The organism is Actinoallomurus sp. CA-150999 (assembly GCF_050942425.1).
Lineage (GTDB): Bacteria > Actinomycetota > Actinomycetes > Streptosporangiales > Streptosporangiaceae > Actinoallomurus.
Window position 1 is genome coordinate 1,368,249 of sequence record NZ_CP192063.1, and the last position, 19,936, is coordinate 1,388,184.

Below are 19,936 nucleotides of genomic sequence, written 5' to 3' on the forward strand. Positions count from 1 at the left end.
GTCAGCCTCCAGTCGGGCCGAATCGCTCGGTCTTGATCTTGTGTGCGTCGTGGCCGAGGGACAGGAGGATGTCGGCGGCGGTCTCGACGAACCCGGTGGGCCCGCAGACGAAGCAGTCCGGCGCGAAGTCGGCGGGCCATCCGCCGGAGTTCAGGTCGGCGACGGTGAGCCGCCCGGGTGGTCGGGACCAGCCCTCCGGCACCTCCCGGGTGTAGACGTACGTGACGTCGAGGCCGGGGTCGGGGCGGCGCAGCTCGGCCGCGTAGTACCGGTCGGCGGGCGTCCGTACCGAGTAGACGAGCCGGAAGGGCGTACGGCTGCCCGCCTGGCGGCGCGCCCGGAGCATCGCCATCAGCGGCACGATGCCCGAGCCGCCCGCCACGAGCAGCACCGGCGCGACGTCGGCGGGCCGCCAGACGAACCACCCGCCGACGGGCCCGCGGATCTCCACCGGGTCGCCGACGGACAGGCCCTCGGTGAGGTAGGCGGAGACCTCACCGTCGGGGACGTCCTGGACGGTCAGCTCGACGCGGTCGCCGTCGGCGGGCGCGGCGAGGGAGTAGCTGCGCTGGGCCGTGTAGCCGTCGTCGGCGGTGAGCCGCACGTCGACGTGCTGACCGGCCAGGTGACCCGGCCATCCGGGCGTGTCGAAGACCAGCGTGCGGGCCGTCGCCGTCTCCGCCCGCGCCTCGGCGAGCCGGGCGACCCGCCAGCTCAGTCGCCCTGGTACCGCTGCTCGCGCCATGGGTCCCCATAGTCGTGGTAGCCGGCGGTCTCCCAGAAGCCCGGCTCGTCCTCGTCCATCAGCGTGATGCCGCGCACCCACTTGGCGGACTTCCAGAAGTACAGGTGCGGCACCACCAGCCGGGCCGGGCCGCCGTGCTCGGGCGCCAGGTCCTCGCCGTCGTAGCGGTACGCGATCCACGCCTGGCCGTCGAGGAGGTCCTCCAGCGGCAGGTTCGTGGTGTAGCCGCCGTACGAGTGGACGAGGGCGTAGTCGGCGGCGGTGTCGACGTCCTCCAGCACGGTGTCGAGGGACACGCCCTCCCAGGTGGTGCGGAGCTTCGACCACTTGGTGACGCAGTGGATGTCCACCGTGGGTGTCTCGCTGGGCAGCGCCATGAGCTCCTGCCAGGTCCAGCGGTGCTCCTGGCCCGTCTCGGTGGTGACCGTGAACTCCCAGTCCTCGGTCCGGATCCGCGGGGTGGGACCGGCCGACAGAACGGGGAAGTCCTCGGTGAGGTACTGGCCGGGGGGCAGCTTCACGCCCACTCCCCGCCGCCGGCCGTGGAACCCGGGCGACACGATCCCCATCACCCGCCTCCCTTCGTTCGTTCGCTTTCAAGGTGCCGTACCCGTTTTGTTCGGCGGTTTGTACGGTGACCGCCGCCTCGCTCGCCCAAAACCGATCATCCTCGCCCTAGTGACCGTATGAGTGATTAAACACCGCTAATCTGCTCGCGTGAGTGGGCGACATCGGGACAAAAGGGGCGAAATGCGCACAGTCGTCGTCCGGCGACTGAGCGCGCTGACGGCGGGTGCCCCGCGCCGGCGAATGGTGCTCGTCGGCGGGATCATCGCCGCGTTCGTCCTGGTCATCGGTGGAATGATCACCCTCTTTGCCGGAAGCGGCGGGTCGAACAGAGAGGCGGCCAGGGTGACGCCGCCCGCGACGTCCGCGACCAGCGTCTCGCCGCGGGTGGGGTCGTCTTTGCGCGAGCGGACTCCGGCCCCTGCCGTCCGGACCGTGTCGACGCGGCCCTCGGCGAGTGGGCAGCCGTCCCCGGCGCGCACGACACCGACCACCGCCCCTGCGTCGCCCGACTGCCCGCCCGGGCTGCGCAAATCGCCGCGGAAGTGCAAGACGCGCACGCATCAAGACGGGCAGGACTGAGCGCGGACGACGGGGAGACGGCTCGAGTCGGCCACGGACGGGGACGTCGAGACAGGACCTAAGCGGTCAGCGCGACGGCAGCCTCGCCGGTGTGGGCGAGGAAGGTGAAGGTCTCCTGGAAGTACAGCTGCACGGTGTCCGCGTCGTGGCTCAGGTAACCGATCGAGAGGTCCTGGCCGAGACACAGCTCGAAGTCGCCGCCGCGCGTGGACAGCAGGAACGCGCCGTCGATCGCCGGCGCCCAGACGATCTCGCCGTCCAGCACCCGGGCGATGTGCTCGTGGATCGGGTAGCCGTGGTCGGTGGTCTCGTTGACGGCGGTGTACGCGTCGGCGCTCAGCACCAGCGCATTCCGGCCGCCGACACCCGCGAGCCGCAGCGCGCTCACGGCCCGGCTGACCGCCTCGGGGTACTCGCGCACGTCGGACGGCAGGGACAACACAGGGTTCGAGGCGCTCGCGCGGATGCCCGCGATGCCGCCCTCGGCGTACCCCTCGAAGATCGCGCGGTCCTCGGCGAACGCGATTCGCCGGGCCGCGTCCTTCACCGGCTGCCAGTCGGCGTCCTTGGCCCCACGCTCGACGTCGTCGACCTGGCGCCGGTCGATGGTGAACGGCACACGGAGCTCGACGATCGGCTGGGCCCGGCGCGTGTGCGCGACGATGCCGTCACCCGGGGCGGCGACCGGGTCCAGGTGCCCGGTCGCGACCGCGGACAGCTCGACGCCGCCCGGTTCCGGGACGTCGACGACGCGGCGGCCGGCCACGTGGCGCTCGAACGTCCGCCGGGCCTCGGCCTCCAGATCGGCCCAGGCGACGGCGGAGATGGGTGCGAGTTCACGATGCAGATTGTTCAACGGGTCGCGCTCCTGTTCAGGCCGCCGATCCCCAGGGAACCGTCGGGCGTGATCTTCGGCTTGCCGGGGGTCGTGTCGGACGCCGCCCCCGTCGCGCCGGTGTCCGTCCCGAGGACGTCCGTCGTGGCGGCGGCTTCGGCGGGAGGCGGGTCATCGAGGAGGTCGGCGCTCGGCACGAAGAACAGCGTTCCGGTCACCGGCGTCGAGAAGTCGAGGATCCGGTCGTGGTTGCCCGGAGGGTCGCCGATGAACATGTTCTCGAGCATCTTCTCGGTCACGGCCGGCGTGCGGGCGTAGCCGATGAAGTAGGTGCCGAACTCCCCGCGGCCGACGTTGCCGAAGGGCATGTTGTCGCGCAGGATCTGGCGCTCGGTGCCGTCCGGGTCGGTGATCGTGGTCAGCGCGACGTGGGAGTTCGACGGCTTGACCGCGTCGTCCAGTTCGACGTTCTCCAGCTTCGTGCGGCCGATGATCCGTTCCTGGACGTCCACCGGCAGGGCGTTCCACGCGTCCATGTCGTGCAGGTACTTCTGCACGATCACGTAGCTTCCGCCGGCGAACTCCGGATCCTCGTCTCCGATCAGGACCGCCTCGCTCGCCGCCGGGCCCACCGGGTTCTCGGTGCCGTCGACGAAGCCGAGCAGGTCGCGCACGTCGAAGAACATGAACCCCTGCACCTCGTCCTCCACCGTCACGGCCCCGCGCAGGCGGTTCATGACCAGGGAGGCCAGCTCGAAGCACAGGTCGGGCCGGGCGGCGCGGATGTGGAAGAGCAGGTCGCCGGGTGTGGCCACGGCGTGGTGCACGGCTCCGGGCATCTCGCGGAAGGGATGCAGCTCGGCCGGGCGCGGCCCGCCGAAGAGCCGGTCCCAGGCGTCCGACCCGATGCCGGCGACGCAGCTCAACCTGCCGTCCGGCACCCGGAAGCCGACCGACCGCGTCAGCCCGGAAAGGTCGGCCAGCAGCTCGCGGGCGATGGGCTCGCCGCCGGGGTCGATCGTGACCACGAGAAAGGCCGCCGCGGTGGTCAGCGGGCTCAGCACCGGCTGCGGGGTCTGTCCCTGCGTCGTCTCGGCCATCGCACGACCCTTCTTCGCGGGAATCCGAGGAAAGCCTGTCATGCCGGAACGCCTCCCGGTGCGCGCGGGGTGCGTGTTCGCCGATTCGATCTTCGCAGGCAACCCAAGATCGCTACTCTGCTCGCGTGAGTGGGAGACACCGGGATGAAGCACGCAAAGAGCGCACGGACGGCGCGCGGGGAGCGCCGGCATCGGCGTTGCGCTGGATCGCCTTCGGCGGCGGGTCCATCGCCGCTCTGGGCCTGGTCATCGTAGGTGCGACCGTTCTCTTCCACCATGGTCGCGAAGCGAAGGGCGATACGGCGGACACGATGCCGTCCGCCATGGCGTCCATGCTGACCGCGCCGTCCAACCCGTTCGAGCCGTCCGTGTCGGCCGCGCCGTTGGCGTCGGAATCGCCACGGGCCACACCGGCCGCGAAGCGCACGCACCGGGCACCGGTCGTCCGGAGGACGTCGACACGGCCCGAGGTCCCGCCGACACGGCCGCCTGAGACGCGCCCCCCTGGCAAGCCCGTCGCCACGCCGACGCCGACGCACTGCGTCCTGCCATCAGGGGTGACGTGCACCTTCCCCTAGACTCCGCGGGCGTGCCAGTTCATCGGCACGTCGCCGGTCTCCGGGTCGGCCGGCGAGTTGGGACCGAACTCCAGGGCGGCGTCGGCGGCGATCCGAATGATGATCGGCCGCAGCTCGACGCCGGACTGCCAGTGGCCGGGCAGCGCGGCCGTGCCGTACCGCGCGCCCAGTAGATTGCCGCAGATCGACCCGGTCGAGTCGCTGTCGCCGGAGTGGTTCACCGCGCACCGCAAAGCCCGGCGTACGACGTCGACGGGCTCGCCGTCGCGTACGGCCAGCGCGGCGCACACCCCGATGGCCAGAGCCTCCTCGCCGGTCCACCCGCCGCCGAGCGTCTCCAGCCGCTCCGGCGTGAGCGCGTCACCCTCCCGGGCCAGCGCGATCGCCGCGTCCAGCGACGCCGAGGTCTCCTCGTGTCCCTGGTAGGTCTCCAGCTCCGTACGGGCGGCGTCGAGCGCGTCCGCGAGGTCGGCGCCGCGCAGCAGGCCCCACACGGCCGCGGCCAGCACGCCGGCCGGCAGGTACCCGCTGGGATGGCCGTGGGTCAGGGCCGCCGACCTGACGCCCATCGCGAACGCGGCCCGGCGGCATTCGGCGGCGCCCGCCGGTACGCGCGGAGAGAAGGGGAAGCCCGCCGGCGCCGCCCGCATGACCCCGCCGCAGCCCTTCGAGTCGTTGATCGGCTCCTCGACGCTCCCCACGGGGACGTAGGGGCGCTGCCGGGCGGCGACCGTGTGCAGGGCGGCCTGGCAGGTCCGGCCCGGTCCGCGCCGCTGGTGCATCTCCGGCTGGGCGAACAGCCAGCTTCCGGCGTACACGTCCTGCTCGGGGATCTCCTCGCCCTGGGTGCGGAACCAGCGCAGGTACGCCGCCTGCAGCAGACCGGGCGCGGCGCCGCCGATGCCCTTGGCACGCTCCCGGATCGACGCCTGGATGAGCGCTTCGGCGGTGAACAGCGTCATCTGCGTGTCGTCCGTGATGGCGCCCGCCCGAACCCGGGCGTCGCTGTACTCGGCCAGCCCCGCATCGCCGTACGTCGCCCGGATCTCCGCGATCGGCCGGCCCTCGATCGGCGCGCCGAGCGCGTCGCCGATGGCACCTCCCAGCAGGCATCCCAGCATGCGGTCCGGATCCGGAAATGTCATGCGATCGCCCACTTCGGTAAGTCTGCCAGGAAGTGACCCTGAATCGGGCGGTGCGAGTCTTCGGATACGACTACTCGGCGGGCTCTTTCTCGCTACCCTGACTCCCCGTGGATGGCGTATACGAGGACGCAACGGACACTCCGCGAACGACCATCATCAGCCGTCTGTGGGGACGGTTCGAGTTGCTGCCGTTTCGCCGCGGCGTGACGCTGATCGCCGTCCTCATCGCCGTGCCGGCCCTTCTCATCGGCGGCCTCGTGGTCCTCCACGGAGGTGGGAAGGGCGACCGGCCCCCGTCTCGTACGGCCGCCGCGGCGCCGTCGGCGCGGCAGAGCGACCCGAGCGCGATCGACCGGGCGCAGCGCACGTGGGGCGAGTTCGTGGCCTCCCGCAGCGAACGGCCCGCGTCCAAGTCCGCCTCGGGGGCCCCACGCGCGCCGCAGAGCCCGCATTCGCGGCCGGCCCCCACCGCGGGCCAGCCCTCCTCCGGCACCCGATGCCCGCCGGAGCTGAAGAAATGGCCCTGGATGTGGGAGCTGTGCAAACATCGGCGCGGCGGCGGCCACGGACGCCCCTGAGGTCTCCGGCAAAGCATGGAGCACCCCGTCACCTGTAGTACCGTCGTCCCGCCGCACTAGTTCCCCAGTCCCCCGGAGGATCTCCGCGTGCCAAGCACTCGGTCAGCGGCGCTGATGGCGGCGATCACGGCGGTCGTGCTCTTGCTGATAACGGGCGCTGCGGATCAGTCGTCGGCGGCCCAATCGCCATCGGCCGACAGCGTCAAAACCCTGCGCCAGCAGGCCGAACAGGCCAAGAACGAGCTGTCCAAGGCCACCAAGGCCTGGCAGGAGCGTAAGAACGCGCTGAACGCCTCGGAGGCGAAGCTCAAGACGACGCTCGCCGACCTCGGCACCGCAGGCGCCGAGCTGAACAAGATCCGTGAGCCGCTGGCCCAGCTGGCCGCCAGCGCGTACAAGCAGCCGGGCGTCATCGGGGTGCCGGGGCTGATCGGGGGCAGCGACCCTGACGGCGCGCTGGCCGCGGCGACCGACCTGACGATGCTCACCAACGACCAGAAGTCCCTCATCGACAAGGCGGGCCGCCTGCAGAAGCAACGCGAGCAACTGGCCGCGTCGGCGCAGGAACTGCAGTCGAACAACGCGGTCGAGGAGGCGAAGCTCGCGCAGGAGATGAACGGGCTCAAGGACCGCTCCTCCCGCATCACCGCGCAGCTGACCGCCGCGCTCAAGAAGCTCGATCCCAACACCCGGCTGCAGCTCACCTGCCAGAAGAGCCTCGTCCCCGAGGCGAAGAAGTTCCCCAACGGCCTGATCCCCTCGCGCTACCTCTGCACGCTGCCGCAGCCCGGCCGGTCGCTCCGCGCGGACGCCGCGTTGGCCTTCTACAAGCTGAACTCCGCCTACAAGGCGCATTTCGGCACGCAGATGTGCCTCACCGACTCCTACCGGCCGCTGGCCGAGCAGCAGCGGATCTACGCCAACCGGCCCGGCATGGCGGCCGTGCCGGGGCACAGCAACCACGGTTGGGGCACCGCCGTCGACCTGTGCGGCGGCGTGCAGAGCCAGGGCTCCGCGCAGTTCAACTGGCTCCAGGCCAATTCGAAGACGTACGACTTCTTCCACCCGGCGTGGGCCTACAGCAGCCCCTTCGAGCCGTGGCACTGGGAGTACACCAAGGAGGACACTCCCGACTCCAGCGACTGAGGCGGCATGACCGTCGTACTAGCCGACGATCGAGACCGACAGGCGGGAGTCGACGGCGGCGCGGGCGATGGCGGCCGCCTGGGCGCGACCGGTGCGCAGCACGATGAGGGCTCCCTCGTCGGGGTCCGGGCCGGGCCGGGGCACGGCGACCACCGGGACTCCGGCCGCGACCGTGCGCGCCGGCAGCGGGCCTTCGGCGCGGGCGGCCAGGAGGTCGACGCGGTCGCCGGCGTGCAGCAGCCGTACGACGGCGGCGTCGGCGAGCCGTACCGGAATGGCGACCGTGCCGGGGTCGGCGCCGTCCAGGAGAGTGCCGCCGCGTAGCCGTACGTCGGTCAGCGGCTCACCCCGGCGGATCGGCCCGGTGAGGGTGCGCCCGGCCGCCTGGCGGACCGCGCCGTCGGGCACCGCGCGGGCGGGCAGGGCGCGCACGCCGACGTCGGCGGCACCCAGCGTCGCGCCGGCCGGCAGGTCGCGGGCGGCCACGAGGACCGGGACGCCGCGCGGGTGCGGGCGGGCGGCGGCCAGGCCGAACGCCGCCGCACCGGCCGCGAGCCCCGCGGCGATGAGGCGCCGATGCCGGCTCAGCAGCGTTCTCATCGCCGGCCGCCGCCCGCACGCCGCCGCGCCTGTTGGAGCGCGGCGTGCCGTCCCCGCGTGCCCGCCTCGGCTGAGGGAGTGAAGATCTCGGCCGCGCGATGCCCGCCGGCTCGGGTGCCACCGTCGGCTCGGCCGCACCCCCTGGTCATGGCAGGTCGAGGGGGAGCTTGAGACCGTCGAGAGCGTTCGGGCAGGGGCAGTCGCGCTCGGCGGACAGCGCGCCGACGATGTCGATGACGAGGTCGCGCAGGCGGTCGACGTTCTGCGCGAAGACGCGGAGCACCTCCTCGTGGGTCACGCCCGCGCCCTCTTCGACGCCGGCGTCGAGGTCGGTGACCAGGCAGGCCGGGATGTAGCAGAGGGCCAGCTCGCGGGCGAGGACGGCCTCGGGATGGCCGGTCATGCCGACGAGGGTCCAGCCCTGCGCGGCGAACCACCGGGACTCGGCCCGCGTCGAGAAGCGCGGCCCCTCGATGATGACGAGCGTGCCGTCGTCGACCGGCTGCCAGCCCGCACCCTGGGCGGCCTCCACCACCGTGCGGCGTCCGCGCGGGCAGTAGGGGTCGGCGAACGCGACGTGCACGGCGCCGTCGTCGTAGTAGGTCTGCGCGCGGCCGCTGGTGCGGTCGACGAGCTGGTCGGGGACGGCGAGCGTGCCGGGGCCGTACTCCGGGACGAGGGAGCCCACCGCGCTCGGGGCCACGACCTGGCGGACGCCGAGGGAGCGCAGGGCCCAGAGGTTGGCCCGGTAGGGGATCTTGTGCGGCGGGAAGCGGTGGTCGCGGCCATGCCGCGGCAGGAACGCCACCCGGCGGCCGGCCACCGTGGCCAGGGCGATGGAGTCGCTGGGCGGGCCGTACGGGGTGTCGACCTGGATCTCCTCGACGTCGTCGAGGAAGGAGTAGAAGCCGGACCCGCCGATCACGCCGATCTCTGCATGCATGAGCGGGACCCTAGCCGCCCGCCGCACCGCCCCGCGAGAGCGCCCCCACAGCCTGTGGACAACTCCCGGCGACCGGGTCCTGCCGCCACTCATATCGAACTCGCGATATGTCTTGTCTGATCGACAGACGCGTAATATCTTCTCTCAAACAGAGACGACATGTCGCGTTTCAGGGAAGGTGAACCATGCCCAGTCGACTGGCCGGACTCCCCGCCGGCCGCCGTACCAAGTGGGTCGTCCTCGCCGTCTGGCTCGTCCTCCTGATGGTCGGCGGCGCCCTCGGAGGCAGGCTGCAGGGTGCTACGAAGAACAGCGCCGACGCCTACCTGCCCGGGGGCGCCGAGGCCACCCAGGTCATCAAGCTGCAGAAGAAGCTGCACCACGAGGACGGGATGCTCACCATCGTGGCGTACGAGCGGCGCGGCGGCGTCACCGCGCAGGACGTGGCGTCCGCGCGGTCGGCGGCCGAGCGGTTGAAGGGCGTGCCGCACATCGGGCCGGTGACCGGCCCGATCACGGCACGGGACGGCGAGGCGATGCAACTGCTCGTCCCGATCCAGGGGGACGGGGACGCCGTCCTCACCGCCATCGACGAGGTCCGGAAGGTCGTCGAGCGCGGCCCGCCCGCGGGTCTCGACGTCCGGGTGACCGGCCCGGGCGGCACGATGTCGGACCTGATCGGGGTCTTCAAGGAGATCGACGGCACGCTGCTGTTCGTCACGCTGGGCGTGGTGATCGTCATGCTGCTGCTGACGTACCGCAGCCCGTTCCTGTGGATCGTCCCGCTGTTCGCGGTCGGCTCGGCGTACATGCTGTCGCAGGGGCTCGTGTACCTGCTGGCCGAGGCGGGGCTCACCGTCAACAGCCAGAGCACCGGGATCCTGGCGGTGCTGGTCTTCGGCGTGGGCACGGACTACGCGCTCCTGCTCATCGCCCGCTACCGGGAGGAACTGCACCGGCACGAGGACCGGCACGAGGCGATGCGGCTCGCGTTGCGCCGCGCGGGGCCCGCCGTCCTCGCCAGCGCCGCCACGGTCACGCTCGCCACGCTGTGCCTGCTGGTCGCCGAGCTCAACTCCACCAGCGGCCTCGGCCCGGTCGCGGCGGTCGGCGTCGTCTGCGCGCTCGTCGCCATGACCACACTGCTGCCCGCCCTGCTCACGGCCCTGCCGCGCCGCGTGTTCTGGCCGGCGGTACCCCGGTACGACGTCCGGTACGTCGCCGAGCCCGACGCGCTGGAGAAGGAGCACGGCGTCTGGGCCCGCGTCGCGGGCTTCGTCAGCGCCCGGCCGCGCGTGATCACGGTCGGCGGCGTGCTGGTGCTCGCGGCGCTGGCGTTCGGCATGCTGTCGCTGAAGACCGGCCCGGTGTCCAACGCCGGCCAGTTCGTCGGGACGCCCGACTCGGTGGTGGGCGAGCGGGTGATGGCGCGGCACTTCCCGGCCGGTGCCGGCAGCCCGGCGGTCGTGATCGGCCCGCGCGATCCCGGCCTCAGGGCCGCGATCACCCGCACGCCCGGGGTGTCCGACGTGAGCGCGCCGGCCGCCCTCGGAGGCTACGAGCAGTACGAGGCGACGCTGTCCAGCGCGGCGGACACCCAGGCGGCGCGGGACACGGTCGACCGGCTACGCGCCGCCGTACGGCCCCTGGGCGCCAAGGTCGGCGGCAACACCGCCGTCAACCTCGACACCCAGCGTGCCGCCGCGCACGACAACAAGGTGATCATCCCGATCATCCTCGCCGTCGTGTTCGTGATCCTCGCCCTGCTGCTGCGGGCCGTCGTCGCGCCGGTGCTGCTGATGGCGACCGTGGTGCTGTCGTTCGCCGCGTCGCTCGGGGTCTGCGGGCTGGTGTTCACGCACGTGTTCGGCTTCGAGGGCGCCGACTCGGGGTTCCCGCTGCAGATCTTCCTCTTCCTGGTCGCCCTCGGCGTCGACTACAACATCTTCCTCATGACGCGGGTGCGTGAGGAGTCCCAGCGGCTGGGCACGCGGCGCGGCGTGCTGCGCGGGCTCACCGTGACCGGCGGTGTGATCACGTCGGCCGGGGTGGTGCTGGCCGCGACGTTCGCGGCACTGGCGACCCTGCCGGTGACCGGAACGGTGGAGATGGCCTTCGCGGTGGCCTTCGGGGTGCTGCTCGACAGCCTGCTGATCCGGTCCCTGGTGGTGCCGGCGCTGGCGTACCAGATGGGCCGGCGCGTCTGGTGGCCGGGCCGCGCGGCGGGGGACCGGCCGCTCGCAGCGGGCGAACGGCCGCTGCCGCAGGCCGTTCGCTGATCACGCCGGACGGGCCCTCCGCGGGTTGGCGAAAGTGGCCGAAGGTCACCGAGCGGCACGACCCGCGGGGCCCGTCGTCGGGGCGTCGTCCGGTGCCGGGGTCAGGCGACCTTCTCGCCGGACGACGAGCCCGACGAACCAGATGAACTCGAAGAGCTTGAAGAACTCGAGGAGCTCGAAGACTCAGAGGAGGACGTCGACTCCTTCTTCGCCTCGGCCTTGGCGGGCTCGTTCTTCTTCGCCGAACCGCTGGACGAGGTGGTCGCACCGCTGCGGCTGTCGGTGCGGTAGAAGCCCGAACCCTTGAACACGATCGCGGCCGCGGAGAACACCTTGCGCAGACGCCCGCCGCATGCGGGGCACTCGGTCAGCGCGTCGTCGCTGAACTTCTGCACGACCTCCAGAGGCTCACCGCATTCGGTGCACGCGTACTGATACGTCGGCACGAGTTCCTCCTAGCTGTACACAGCCCTCAGGACTGGCACTCTCACTCAATGACTGCTAATGCTACCGGGCGTCGAATCATTCCCGGCGCCCATGCTCACTCTTCGCCCCGCTCGCCGTACCAGCCAGCCAGCTTCCCGCGCCTGCTGACGGCCCGCAACCGGCGTTCGGCCGCCGGGCGGGCGGCGCTCGTGGCCACGACCAGCAACTCGTCGCCCGCCTGCAGGGCCGTGTCGGGGCCCGGCACGAAGCTCTGGCCCTCCCGTACGACGAGGGTGATCACCGCTCCCTCGGGCAGGCGCAGCTCGAAGATCTCCACGCCGTTGAGGTGAGAGTCCGGCGGGATCCGGATCTCCAGCAGGTCGGCGTGCAGCTCCTCCAGGGGAGCGGCCTCGATGTCGATCTCCCGGGCGCGGTCGGGGATGGTCACCTTCAGGACCCGCGCCAGCGACGCGAGCGTCGGCCCCTGCAGCAGGGTGAAGACCACCACGATGATGAACACCTGCGCGAACAGCGCATGCGCCCCGGGCAGCCCGGCCGACGCCGGGATGGTGGCCAGCACGATCGGCACCGCGCCGCGCAGCCCCGCCCACGACAGGAACGCCTTCTCCCGCCAGCCGATCCCGAAGAACGGCGTGGAGACCAGCACCGACAGCGGCCGGGCCACCAGCACCAGCGCGAAGCCGCAGATCAGGGCCGCGCCGATCTGCGCGGGCAGCTCCTGCGGCGAGTCGAGAATGCCGAGCATGATGAAGAGCCCGATCTGGGCCAGCCACGCGAGCCCCTCGGCGAACCCCCGGGTGGCCGGGCGGTGCGGCAGCGGGCTGTTGCCGAGCACCAGGGCCGAGATGTACGTCGCGAGGAACCCGCTGGCGTGCGCCATCGACGCCGCGCCGTACGCACCGACGGTCAGCGACAGCACCGCGATCGGGTACAGGCCCGACGCGGGCAGCGCCGCCCGGCGCAGGGCGAACGCGCCGAACCGGCCGACCACCAGGCCGATCACCGCGCCGACGGCCAGCTCGTAGACCAGTTCGGCCACCATGAGCAGCGGCGTCGGCGCGTGGTGGGAGCTCAGGGCGACGACGAGGATGACGACCGGCGCGTCGTTGAAGCCCGACTCGGCCTCGAGCACCCCGGTCAGGCGTTCGGGCAGCGGCAGCCGCCGCAGCACGGAGAAGACCGCCGCGGCGTCGGTCGGGGCGAGCACCGCCCCCAGCAGCATCGCCAGCCGCCACTCGATGCCCACGAGCCAGTGCGCCGCCGCCGCGACGACCACGATGCTGACCGCCGTGCCGGCGATCGACAGCGAGAGCGCGGCCGGCACTCCCGGCCGTACGGCCGACCAGCGGGTGGTGAGCCCGCCTTCGGCCAGGATCAGGACCAGGGCCGCCAGGCCCAGGTTCTCGGCGACGATCATGTTGTCGAAGCGGATGCCGAACCCCGCCTCGCCGAGCAGCAGGCCGAGCGCCAGGTACAGGAGCAGACTCGGCAGCCCGCTCCGGTGCGCCAGGCGCACCGCCACGATCGCTGCGATGACCACGACCGAGCCGAGCAGCAGCCACAGGTCGAGTTCCACCGACACCCCCTTGATCAGGACTTTCTCACAACCGGTCACAGGTGGTGGACAGGGCGTCTCCCGGTGCGGAGACCGGGGGACGTTCCGGGAACGCGGTCGCGCTGCACTGCGCGACCACGGATGTGTGTTCGCGTGTTCGCCGTCGGCTCGAGGCCAGGGCCCTACGGGCCCGGGACGCGAGTCCTAACGGTGGTGGATGAGTGAGTCGAGGCCGTTGACGATGTTCGCCACCGGGCGGCCCTCTACCGCCGCCCGGATGTTGTCGATCACGGCCGTGATGATGTTCAGCTGCGACTGTCTGGTCGAACCCGCGGCGTGCGGGGACAGCAGGACGTTCTCGTGCCGCCGGAGCGGGTGATCGGCGGGCAGGGGTTCGTCGTCGAAGACGTCGAGTGCCGCCCCGGCCAGCCGGCCGCTCTCGAGCGCGGCGAGCACGTCCGCGTCCGGCGCGATGCCGCCCCGCGCGACGTTGACCAGGAAGGCGCCCGCCGGCAGCAGCGCGAGCCGACGGGAGTCGAGCAACCCGACGGTCTCCGGAGTGCGCGGCAGGCAGACGACGAGGATGTCGGAGCCGGCCAGCAGGTCGTCGATCTCCTGGTAGACGCCGGTGTCCCGGCGCCGCCGCGACCAGTACGCGACCTGGCAGCCGAGCGCCTCGAACAGCCGCGCCGCCTCCGCGCCGATCGCGCCCATGCCGAGCACGCCGACCCGGCGGTTCGCCAACTCGTCCGAGCCGCGCGCGGCGGCCTCCAACTGCGGCCAGCCGCCCTCGCGCATGCGCCGGTCCGCCCACGAGAGCTGCCGGGACAGGTCCAGCGCGGCGCTCAGGGCCCATTCGGCCACCGACCGGGCGTTCGCCCCGGCGGTGTTGGCCACGGGCACCCCGGCGGCGGTCAGCGCGTCGACGTCGAGCGAGTCCACCCCGACGGACGGCATCTGCACGAACGCCAGGTGCGGTGCGGCCGCCACGGCGGCGGCGTCGATCGCGAGCTCGCCGGTGAAGTCGCCGACGACCAGCTCCGCGTCGGCCAGCGATGAGTGCAGGGCCTCGCGGCTCCGCTCGACGGGCACGGTGACGTCGGCGCCGAGCGGGTCGAAGACATGGTGGATCAGGTCGGCGCCGAGAGGCGGGAGCGCGAGCAGCTTCCAGCTCATGGTCGGACCCCCGTCCCGGCGAACCGGACGAGGCCGCCCGACGGCGTGACCGCCGCCCGTACCGGCCGATCGTGCGGCTCGGCGGGAAGGGTGTCGACCAGCTCGGTGTCGTACACCGGCGCGATCGTGAGGATGCTCTCGGCGACGCGGGCCAGCGCCCGGTCGTACGAGCCGCCGCCGCGCCCGAGGCGCACACCTGTCGACGACACCGCCAGCGCGGGGACGATCACCAGGTCGGCGCTGCGGATCGCCTCCGGTCCCCGTGCGGGCTCGGTGGGCTCCAGCAGGCCGAACCGCCCCGGCTCCAGGGACTCGGGGCCCTCGTAGGAGGCCCAGTCGAGGTCACCGTCGGGCAGCAGCCGGGGGACGAGGACGTACGTCCCGCGCTTCCACAGCGCGAACAGCAGGCTCTGCGTGGCCGGCTCGGTGCCGACCGAGATGTACGCGGCGACGGTGCCGGCCATCTCCGCCTCCGGCAGCGTCAGCACGGTGTCGCGCAACAGCCGCCCGGCGGCGGTGCGTTCGTCGGGTGTGAGGCGGGCGCGGGCCGCCAGCAGATCCGAACGCAGGGCCGTCTTGTCCTCGGTCATGTCGCGCACGTCTCCATTGTCCCGTGAAATCAGAGTGAGATCTCCGTGAAGATGAGCGCCGCACGGGGGGACCGTCCGCTGAACCGGCCCGATCGACGGTTAGGGTCTTGTCATGGCCGACCACGTATCCGTCACCAAGGCGGTCGTTCCCGCTGCCGGCCTTGGCACGCGGTTCCTGCCCGCCACCAAGGCGACGCCCAAGGAGATGCTCCCGATCGTCGACAAGCCGGCGATCCAGTACGTCGTCGAGGAGGCCGTCGCCGCCGGGCTCGACGACATCCTGTTGGTCACCGGCCGTGGGAAGCGGCCGATCGAGGACCACTTCGACCGCGCGTACGAGCTGGAGGAGGCGCTGCGCGCCAAGGACGACCCCGAGCGGCTCGCCTCCGTGCGGGAGTCCAGCGAGCTCGGCGACGTGCACTACGTGCGCCAGGGCGAGCCCAAGGGTCTCGGGCACGCCGTCCACTGCGCCCAGCGGCACGTCGGGAACGAACCCTTCGCCGTGCTGCTCGGCGACGACCTCATCGACGAGCGCGACCAGCTCCTGCAGCGCATGCTGGAGGTGCGGGAGAGGCACGGCGGCAGCGTGGTGGCGCTGATGGAGGTCGAGCCCGAGCAGGTGTCGCTGTACGGCTGCGCCGCGATCCAGCCGACCGACGAGGACGACGTCGTCCGCGTGACCGACCTCGTCGAGAAGCCGGTGCCGGGGGAGGCCCCCAGCCGGTGGATCATCATCGGCCGCTACGTCTGCGACCCCGCGATCTTCGACGTGCTGGAGAAGACCCCGCCCGGCCGGGGCGGCGAGATCCAGCTCACCGACGCGCTGCTGACGCTCGCCCGGCGGGACCGCTCCGAGGGCGGCCCGGTGCACGGCGTGCTGTTCCGCGGCCGCCGCTACGACACCGGCAACAAACTCGACTACCTGCGCACCGTGGTGCAGTTCGCGGCCGACCGGCCCGAGCTGGCCGACGAGTTCCTGCCGTGGCTGCGCGAGTTCGTGGCGAAGCACGATGAAACAGGTAGATGAACATCTGGCGGACATCCTGGGGGCGATACGGGAGCTTCCGCCCCTGGAGTTGGCCCTGCCGGAGTCATACGGAGGCGTCCTCGCCGAGCCCGTCACCGCACCCGTCGACCTGCCGCCGTTCGACAACTCCGCCATGGACGGCTACGCGGTGCTGGCCTCGGACGTCGCGTCCGCGGCCGAGACATCACCCGTGACCCTGTCGGTCGTCGGCGACATCGCCGCCGGCGACCAGGGCGCGTACGGCATCGGCCCGGGCCTGTGCGCCCGGATCATGACCGGCGCGCCCCTTCCCGGGGGCGCGGACGCCATCGTCCCGGTCGAGTGGACCGACGGCGGCACCGCCAAGGTGACGATCCGGCGGTCCGCCACGCCCGGCCACTACATCCGGCGCGCCGGCGAGGACGTCACCGCCGGGCAGACCGTCCTCCCGGAGGGCACCCGGCTCGGACCCGCGCAGATCGGCATGCTCGCCGCCGTCGGCCGGGCCCGCGTCCTCGTACGCCCCCGGCCCCGCGTCGCCGTGCTGTCCACCGGCAGCGAGCTGATCGAGCCCGGCCGCCCGGTCGGGCCCGGCCAGATCTGGGACTCCAACAGCTTCGCGCTCACCGCCGCCGTCACCGCGGCGGGCGGCGTCGGCTTCCGGCAGGGCACGGTCGGCGACGACCCGCGCGAGGTGCTCGCCACGATCGAGGAGCAGCTCGCCTACGCCGACCTGATCATCACCTCGGGCGGGGTCAGCATGGGCGCCCGCGACGTCGTCAAGGAGGTGCTGTCCGGGCTGGGGACCATGCGGTTCGAGAAGGTCGCGATGCGGCCCGGCAAGCCGCAGGGCTTCGGCCTGCTCGACGACCGCGTCCCCGTCTTCACCCTGCCCGGCAACCCGGTCAGCGCGTACGTCTCCTTCCAGGTGTTCGTCCGACCGGCGCTGCGCGCGCTACAGGGCCTCCCGCCCACGCCGCCGCGGACCGTACGGGCCTACCTCGCCGTGCCGATCACCTACTCGCCAGAGGGACTGCGGCAGTACCTGCGCGCGGAGCTCTCCGTCGACGAGGACGGGAATCACCGGGTGGTCCCGGCGGAGGGGCAGGGCTCCCACCAGGTGTTCTCGCTGGCGTCCTCGAACGCGCTGATCGTCGTGCCTGAGGACGTCACCGACCTCCAGGCGGGGGACAACGTCGACGTGCTGGAGCTGCCGTGACCGGATTCTCCCATCTCGACGACTCTGGGGCCGCCCGCATGGTCGACGTCTCCGGCAAGGAGGTCTCGGCGCGTACGGCCACGGCCACCGGATTCGTCCGGCTGTCCGCGGAGTGCGTCGCCGCCCTGCGCGCCGGGAACGTCCCCAAGGGCGACGCCCTCGCGGTCGCCCGCATCGCGGGCATCCAGGCGGCCAAGCGCACCCCCGACCTCGTCCCGCTCTGCCACCCGATCGCCATCCACGGCGTCACCGTCGACCTGACCGTCCAAGACGACGGCGTGGCGATCTCCGCGCAGGTGCGCACCGCCGACCGTACGGGCGTGGAGATGGAGGCGCTGACCTGCGTGTCCGTCGCCGGCCTCGCCCTCATCGACATGGTCAAGGCGGTCGACCCCGCAGCGGTGATCACCGACGTACGCGTCGAGGAGAAGACCGGCGGCAAGACCGGCCTCTGGCGGCGGCCATGACGGTGATCAGGGCGCTCGCGGTGACCGTGTCGAACCGCGCGTCCGCCGGCGTCTACGAGGACCGCTCCGGGCCCGTCCTCGCCGGGCTCCTGCGGGACCTGGGCTGCGAGGTCGACGGACCCGTCGTCGTCCCCGACGGCGAGCCGGTGGAGAAGGTCCTGCGCGACGCCGTCGCCCAGGGCTACGACGCCGTCGTCACCAGCGGCGGCACCGGCCTCACCCCGACCGACCGTACGCCTGAGATGACCCGGCGCGTCATCGAGCGCGAGATCCCCGGCATCGCGGAGGCCATCCGGCTCACAGGCCGCGAGAAGGTCCCGTCCGCGATCCTCTCCCGTGGCCTCGCCGGCGTCGCCGGACGTACCCTGATCGTCAACCTGCCCGGTTCGACGGGCGGGGTGCGCGACGGCATGGCCGTGCTCGGCGAGGTGCTGAGACACGCCGTCGACCAGATCGGCGGCGGCGACCATCCACGCACACCCTGAACGAGGATGGCGTCAGGCCCTTCCTCGGGGAATCATGGGAGTGTGGAACGCATGCGGGGTTGGCCGGCCAACCTGAACGAGGGGCCGGTCGGGCTACGGCCCTTGCGGCTACGCGACGCGTCGACCTGGCGAGAGGTGCGGATCCGCAACGCCGAATGGCTGCGGCCCTGGGAGCCCACCAACCCCGAGACCCCGCTGTTCCGCAGCGGCCTCGGCCCCTACCTCAGCATGGTGCAGACCATGCGGCGCGAGGCGCGGCACGGCCTCGCCCTGCCCTGGGTCGTCACCTACGAAGGGGCGTTCGCCGGGCAGCTCACCATCGGCGCCATCGTCTGGGGGTCCGCCCGCTCGGCACAGATCGGCTACTGGGTCGACAAGGCCGTCGCCGGCCGCGGCGTCATGCCGACCGCCGTCGCCCTCGCCGTCGATCACGCCTTCTTCAACGTCGGCCTGCACCGCGTCGAGGCCAACATCCGTCCCGAGAACACCGCCAGCCGTCGCGTCGTCGAAAAACTCGGCTTCCGCGAAGAGGGCGTGCGCCGGCGTCACCTGCACATCGACGGGGCCTGGCGCGACCACATCTGCTACGCGCTGACTTCCGAGGACATCCCCGGCGGCCTCATGGCCCGCTGGCGCGCCAGCACCCGCCAGGCCTTTCCGCGCTGACACCGTGATCGCGCGGCGCCGCTGCGGATATCGGAATGTGATGTTCACGGAGCCGTACTCCGGAGACCATTGAGGCGGGCACCGCACCGCGTGATCATGTCGCCCGGAAACTTTCGGTCAGGAAAGCTTCAGGAACGATCCGATCTCGCGACACACCGCCCCTAATGCTCGTCAACCACTGACGGTGGGTCTTAGCGTGCGGGACGTGAGCGTGCGCGTCTGCGAGGTCAGCCTGCGGCCTGGACGCGTCTATGAGGAGGGCTGATGAGCAGCGCACTCCTCTATCTCGCGATCGTAGCCGTCTGGGGCATCGTTCTGGTCCCCATGTGGCTCCGTCGTGACGGTTCCCGGACCCGGCAGCGCCGCTTCGACGAGGACATCGACACCCTGACGGAGTCGCCCGCCGAGGTCGCCGACAACGTCGACGAGGCCCCGCCCGAGGACCACCCCGTCCCGGCCCCGCAGGCCCGCCAGGCCGCCCGCAGGCGCGCGAGCCGCGCCGCCGTTATCGCCCGCCGCCGACGCCGCACCGTCGGTCTCCTCCTGCTGGTGCTCACCGCCGTCGCCACCGTCGTCGCCGGCGTAACGCCATGGTGGTTCATCGCGCCCCCGTCAGTCCTCCTCGTCGGCCACCTGACGCTGCTGCGCATCGCCTTCAAGGTGGACGCCGAACGCCGCCGCGCCCGCCACCACGCCCGCCTCCGCGCGATGGAGGCCGAACGCCGCCGCGCGGAGGAGCAGGCCCGCCTCGCCCGCGAGGCCCAGCGCACCGCCGAGGTCATCACCATGCCCGAGCGGCCACAGGAAGAGGTCTACGACCAGTACACCGACCAGCGCGCCGTCGGCGACTGAGCCCGCTCCCCGGCGACCTGCCGCCTGAGCCCGCCACGCGGTCGAGCTCTCCACGGGGGAAGCGGAGACTTACTCACGGTCGCCGATCCGGTGTGATCGGCAACACCAGGTAACCGATGCGCGAGCAGTGCCCAATGTTTGCTAGCCTTACCTCGTCCTTGGGGCTGTAGCGCAGTCCGGTAGCGCACCTCGTTCGCATCGAGGGGGTCAGGGGTTCAAATCCCCTCAGCTCCACTTCGGACCTGGGACCAGTGTGGTCGCGGCGTGCCGCTTCCCCATTGGTCCTTCGTCATTTCTGTCCAGGGGGCGACCCCCTGGAACCCCCGATGTGGGGGCTCCGCCCCCACGCCCCCCCTGCGCGGGCTGGTGTCGCCT

General features: G+C 72.1%; 21 protein-coding genes and 1 tRNA gene. 11 read left to right on the plus strand and 11 right to left on the minus strand.

Features of this window, described 5'->3' with window-relative positions; translation table 11 throughout:
* Nucleotide 1 precedes the first annotated feature (1 nt).
* On the minus strand, nucleotides 2-745 hold the full coding sequence (locus ACQP2O_RS06555; protein ID WP_433180845.1) for a ferredoxin reductase: 744 nt from the start codon (nucleotides 743-745) through the stop codon (nucleotides 2-4).
* Nucleotides 715-1,314 (minus strand): sulfite oxidase-like oxidoreductase, encoded by a 600-nt coding sequence (locus ACQP2O_RS06560; protein ID WP_433180847.1) that lies wholly within the window; start codon nucleotides 1,312-1,314, stop codon nucleotides 715-717. Before ACQP2O_RS06560 ends, ACQP2O_RS06555 begins: the two co-directional genes overlap by 31 nt.
* A gap of 181 nt (nucleotides 1,315-1,495) precedes the next feature.
* On the opposite strand from ACQP2O_RS06560, the gene ACQP2O_RS06565 reads away from it, so the two are divergent.
* Nucleotides 1,496-1,894, plus strand: coding sequence for a hypothetical protein (locus ACQP2O_RS06565; protein ID WP_433180849.1), 399 nt, complete (start codon nucleotides 1,496-1,498; stop codon nucleotides 1,892-1,894).
* 58 nt (nucleotides 1,895-1,952) lie between these two features.
* On the opposite strand, the gene ACQP2O_RS06570 is transcribed toward ACQP2O_RS06565, so the two are convergent.
* The 3 genes from ACQP2O_RS06570 to ACQP2O_RS06580 all read right to left on the minus strand — a co-directional run bounded on the left by ACQP2O_RS06570 (nucleotide 1,953) and on the right by ACQP2O_RS06580 (nucleotide 5,552).
* Nucleotides 1,953-2,750 (minus strand): family 1 encapsulin nanocompartment shell protein, encoded by a 798-nt coding sequence (locus tag ACQP2O_RS06570; RefSeq protein WP_433180851.1) that lies wholly within the window; start codon nucleotides 2,748-2,750, stop codon nucleotides 1,953-1,955.
* The gene (locus ACQP2O_RS06575) at nucleotides 2,747-3,829 is read right to left on the minus strand and encodes a Dyp-type peroxidase (protein ID WP_433180853.1); all 1,083 of its coding nucleotides are present in this window, start codon (nucleotides 3,827-3,829) and stop codon (nucleotides 2,747-2,749) included. The genes ACQP2O_RS06570 and ACQP2O_RS06575 overlap by 4 nt, the downstream gene beginning before the upstream one ends.
* Before the next feature lie 574 nt (nucleotides 3,830-4,403).
* Nucleotides 4,404-5,552: an ADP-ribosylglycohydrolase family protein gene (locus tag ACQP2O_RS06580; RefSeq protein WP_433180855.1), complete on the minus strand. Its 1,149-nt coding sequence runs from the start codon at nucleotides 5,550-5,552 to the stop codon at nucleotides 4,404-4,406.
* Nucleotides 5,553-5,659: 107 nt separating this feature from the next.
* Between ACQP2O_RS06580 and ACQP2O_RS06585 the strand changes: the two genes are divergently transcribed.
* Nucleotides 5,660-6,130, plus strand: coding sequence for a hypothetical protein (locus tag ACQP2O_RS06585; protein WP_433180857.1), 471 nt, complete (start codon nucleotides 5,660-5,662; stop codon nucleotides 6,128-6,130).
* An 87-nt stretch (nucleotides 6,131-6,217) separates the two neighbouring features.
* On the plus strand, nucleotides 6,218-7,276 hold the full coding sequence (locus tag ACQP2O_RS06590) for a D-alanyl-D-alanine carboxypeptidase family protein (RefSeq protein ID WP_433180859.1): 1,059 nt from the start codon (nucleotides 6,218-6,220) through the stop codon (nucleotides 7,274-7,276).
* Between the two features lie 18 nt (nucleotides 7,277-7,294).
* On the opposite strand, the gene ACQP2O_RS06595 is transcribed toward ACQP2O_RS06590, so the two are convergent.
* Nucleotides 7,295-7,876: an SAF domain-containing protein gene (locus ACQP2O_RS06595; protein ID WP_433180861.1), complete on the minus strand. Its 582-nt coding sequence runs from the start codon at nucleotides 7,874-7,876 to the stop codon at nucleotides 7,295-7,297.
* A gap of 145 nt (nucleotides 7,877-8,021) precedes the next feature.
* On the minus strand, nucleotides 8,022-8,819 hold the full coding sequence (locus ACQP2O_RS06600; RefSeq protein WP_433180863.1) for an S-methyl-5'-thioadenosine phosphorylase: 798 nt from the start codon (nucleotides 8,817-8,819) through the stop codon (nucleotides 8,022-8,024).
* A gap of 185 nt (nucleotides 8,820-9,004) precedes the next feature.
* Here ACQP2O_RS06600 and ACQP2O_RS06605 point away from each other — a divergent pair, with 185 nt between their 5' ends.
* Nucleotides 9,005-11,098 (plus strand): MMPL family transporter, encoded by a 2,094-nt coding sequence (locus ACQP2O_RS06605; RefSeq protein WP_433180864.1) that lies wholly within the window; start codon nucleotides 9,005-9,007, stop codon nucleotides 11,096-11,098.
* 101 nt (nucleotides 11,099-11,199) lie between these two features.
* Here ACQP2O_RS06605 and ACQP2O_RS06610 read toward each other — a convergent pair whose 3' ends face one another.
* The 4 genes from ACQP2O_RS06610 to ACQP2O_RS06625 all read right to left on the minus strand — a co-directional run bounded on the left by ACQP2O_RS06610 (nucleotide 11,200) and on the right by ACQP2O_RS06625 (nucleotide 14,866).
* Complete coding sequence (locus ACQP2O_RS06610) at nucleotides 11,200-11,544, minus strand: FmdB family zinc ribbon protein (protein ID WP_433180866.1); 345 nt, start codon at nucleotides 11,542-11,544, stop codon at nucleotides 11,200-11,202.
* Nucleotides 11,545-11,639: 95 nt separating this feature from the next.
* Entirely contained in the window at nucleotides 11,640-13,121 is a 1,482-nt protein-coding gene (locus ACQP2O_RS06615) for a potassium/proton antiporter (RefSeq protein ID WP_433180868.1), read from the minus strand.
* Nucleotides 13,122-13,304: 183 nt separating this feature from the next.
* Nucleotides 13,305-14,276, minus strand: a complete 972-nt coding sequence (locus tag ACQP2O_RS06620; RefSeq protein WP_433180869.1) for an NAD(P)-dependent oxidoreductase — start codon at nucleotides 14,274-14,276, stop codon at nucleotides 13,305-13,307.
* Entirely contained in the window at nucleotides 14,273-14,866 is a 594-nt protein-coding gene (locus ACQP2O_RS06625; protein ID WP_433190943.1) for a 5-formyltetrahydrofolate cyclo-ligase, read from the minus strand. Before ACQP2O_RS06625 ends, ACQP2O_RS06620 begins: the two co-directional genes overlap by 4 nt.
* A 112-nt stretch (nucleotides 14,867-14,978) precedes the next feature.
* Between ACQP2O_RS06625 and galU the strand changes: the two genes are divergently transcribed.
* From galU to ACQP2O_RS06660, 7 genes are all read left to right on the plus strand, one after another.
* Entirely contained in the window at nucleotides 14,979-15,893 is a 915-nt protein-coding gene (galU, locus tag ACQP2O_RS06630; protein ID WP_433180871.1) for a UTP--glucose-1-phosphate uridylyltransferase GalU, read from the plus strand.
* Nucleotides 15,877-17,091 (plus strand): molybdotransferase-like divisome protein Glp, encoded by a 1,215-nt coding sequence (gene glp / locus ACQP2O_RS06635; protein WP_433180872.1) that lies wholly within the window; start codon nucleotides 15,877-15,879, stop codon nucleotides 17,089-17,091. Before galU ends, glp begins: the two co-directional genes overlap by 17 nt.
* Complete coding sequence (moaC, locus tag ACQP2O_RS06640; RefSeq protein WP_433180874.1) at nucleotides 17,088-17,558, plus strand: cyclic pyranopterin monophosphate synthase MoaC; 471 nt, start codon at nucleotides 17,088-17,090, stop codon at nucleotides 17,556-17,558. Before glp ends, moaC begins: the two co-directional genes overlap by 4 nt.
* Complete coding sequence (locus ACQP2O_RS06645) at nucleotides 17,555-18,043, plus strand: MogA/MoaB family molybdenum cofactor biosynthesis protein (RefSeq protein ID WP_433180876.1); 489 nt, start codon at nucleotides 17,555-17,557, stop codon at nucleotides 18,041-18,043. Before moaC ends, ACQP2O_RS06645 begins: the two co-directional genes overlap by 4 nt.
* A 51-nt stretch (nucleotides 18,044-18,094) precedes the next feature.
* Nucleotides 18,095-18,709, plus strand: coding sequence for a GNAT family N-acetyltransferase (locus ACQP2O_RS06650; protein ID WP_360897478.1), 615 nt, complete (start codon nucleotides 18,095-18,097; stop codon nucleotides 18,707-18,709).
* 264 nt (nucleotides 18,710-18,973) lie between these two features.
* The gene (gene sepX, locus ACQP2O_RS06655; RefSeq protein ID WP_433180878.1) at nucleotides 18,974-19,561 is read left to right on the plus strand and encodes a divisome protein SepX/GlpR; all 588 of its coding nucleotides are present in this window, start codon (nucleotides 18,974-18,976) and stop codon (nucleotides 19,559-19,561) included.
* A gap of 160 nt (nucleotides 19,562-19,721) precedes the next feature.
* Nucleotides 19,722-19,795: transfer RNA gene (locus ACQP2O_RS06660), tRNA-Ala, on the plus strand.
* The last annotated feature ends 141 nt before the right edge of the window (nucleotides 19,796-19,936 follow it).

Excerpts from the sequence above, each read along its gene's own strand:
- ACQP2O_RS06555 (WP_433180845.1), bottom strand. The coding sequence starts at position 745 with ATGGCGCGAGCAGCGGTACCAGGGCGACTGAGCTGGCGGGTCGCCCGG.
- ACQP2O_RS06560 (WP_433180847.1), bottom strand. The coding sequence starts at position 1,314 with ATGGGGATCGTGTCGCCCGGGTTCCACGGCCGGCGGCGGGGAGTGGGC.
- ACQP2O_RS06565 (WP_433180849.1), top strand. The coding sequence starts at position 1,496 with ATGCGCACAGTCGTCGTCCGGCGACTGAGCGCGCTGACGGCGGGTGCC.
- ACQP2O_RS06575 (WP_433180853.1), bottom strand. The coding sequence starts at position 3,829 with ATGGCCGAGACGACGCAGGGACAGACCCCGCAGCCGGTGCTGAGCCCG.
- ACQP2O_RS06580 (WP_433180855.1), bottom strand. The coding sequence starts at position 5,552 with ATGACATTTCCGGATCCGGACCGCATGCTGGGATGCCTGCTGGGAGGT.
- ACQP2O_RS06595 (WP_433180861.1), bottom strand. The coding sequence starts at position 7,876 with ATGAGAACGCTGCTGAGCCGGCATCGGCGCCTCATCGCCGCGGGGCTC.
- ACQP2O_RS06600 (WP_433180863.1), bottom strand. The coding sequence starts at position 8,819 with ATGCATGCAGAGATCGGCGTGATCGGCGGGTCCGGCTTCTACTCCTTC.
- ACQP2O_RS06605 (WP_433180864.1), top strand. The coding sequence starts at position 9,005 with ATGCCCAGTCGACTGGCCGGACTCCCCGCCGGCCGCCGTACCAAGTGG.
- ACQP2O_RS06620 (WP_433180869.1), bottom strand. The coding sequence starts at position 14,276 with ATGAGCTGGAAGCTGCTCGCGCTCCCGCCTCTCGGCGCCGACCTGATC.
- ACQP2O_RS06625 (WP_433190943.1), bottom strand. The coding sequence starts at position 14,866 with ATGACCGAGGACAAGACGGCCCTGCGTTCGGATCTGCTGGCGGCCCGC.
- galU (WP_433180871.1), top strand. The coding sequence starts at position 14,979 with ATGGCCGACCACGTATCCGTCACCAAGGCGGTCGTTCCCGCTGCCGGC.
- glp (WP_433180872.1), top strand. The coding sequence starts at position 15,877 with ATGAAACAGGTAGATGAACATCTGGCGGACATCCTGGGGGCGATACGG.
- ACQP2O_RS06645 (WP_433180876.1), top strand. The coding sequence starts at position 17,555 with ATGACGGTGATCAGGGCGCTCGCGGTGACCGTGTCGAACCGCGCGTCC.
- ACQP2O_RS06650 (WP_360897478.1), top strand. The coding sequence starts at position 18,095 with ATGCGGGGTTGGCCGGCCAACCTGAACGAGGGGCCGGTCGGGCTACGG.
- sepX (WP_433180878.1), top strand. The coding sequence starts at position 18,974 with ATGAGCAGCGCACTCCTCTATCTCGCGATCGTAGCCGTCTGGGGCATC.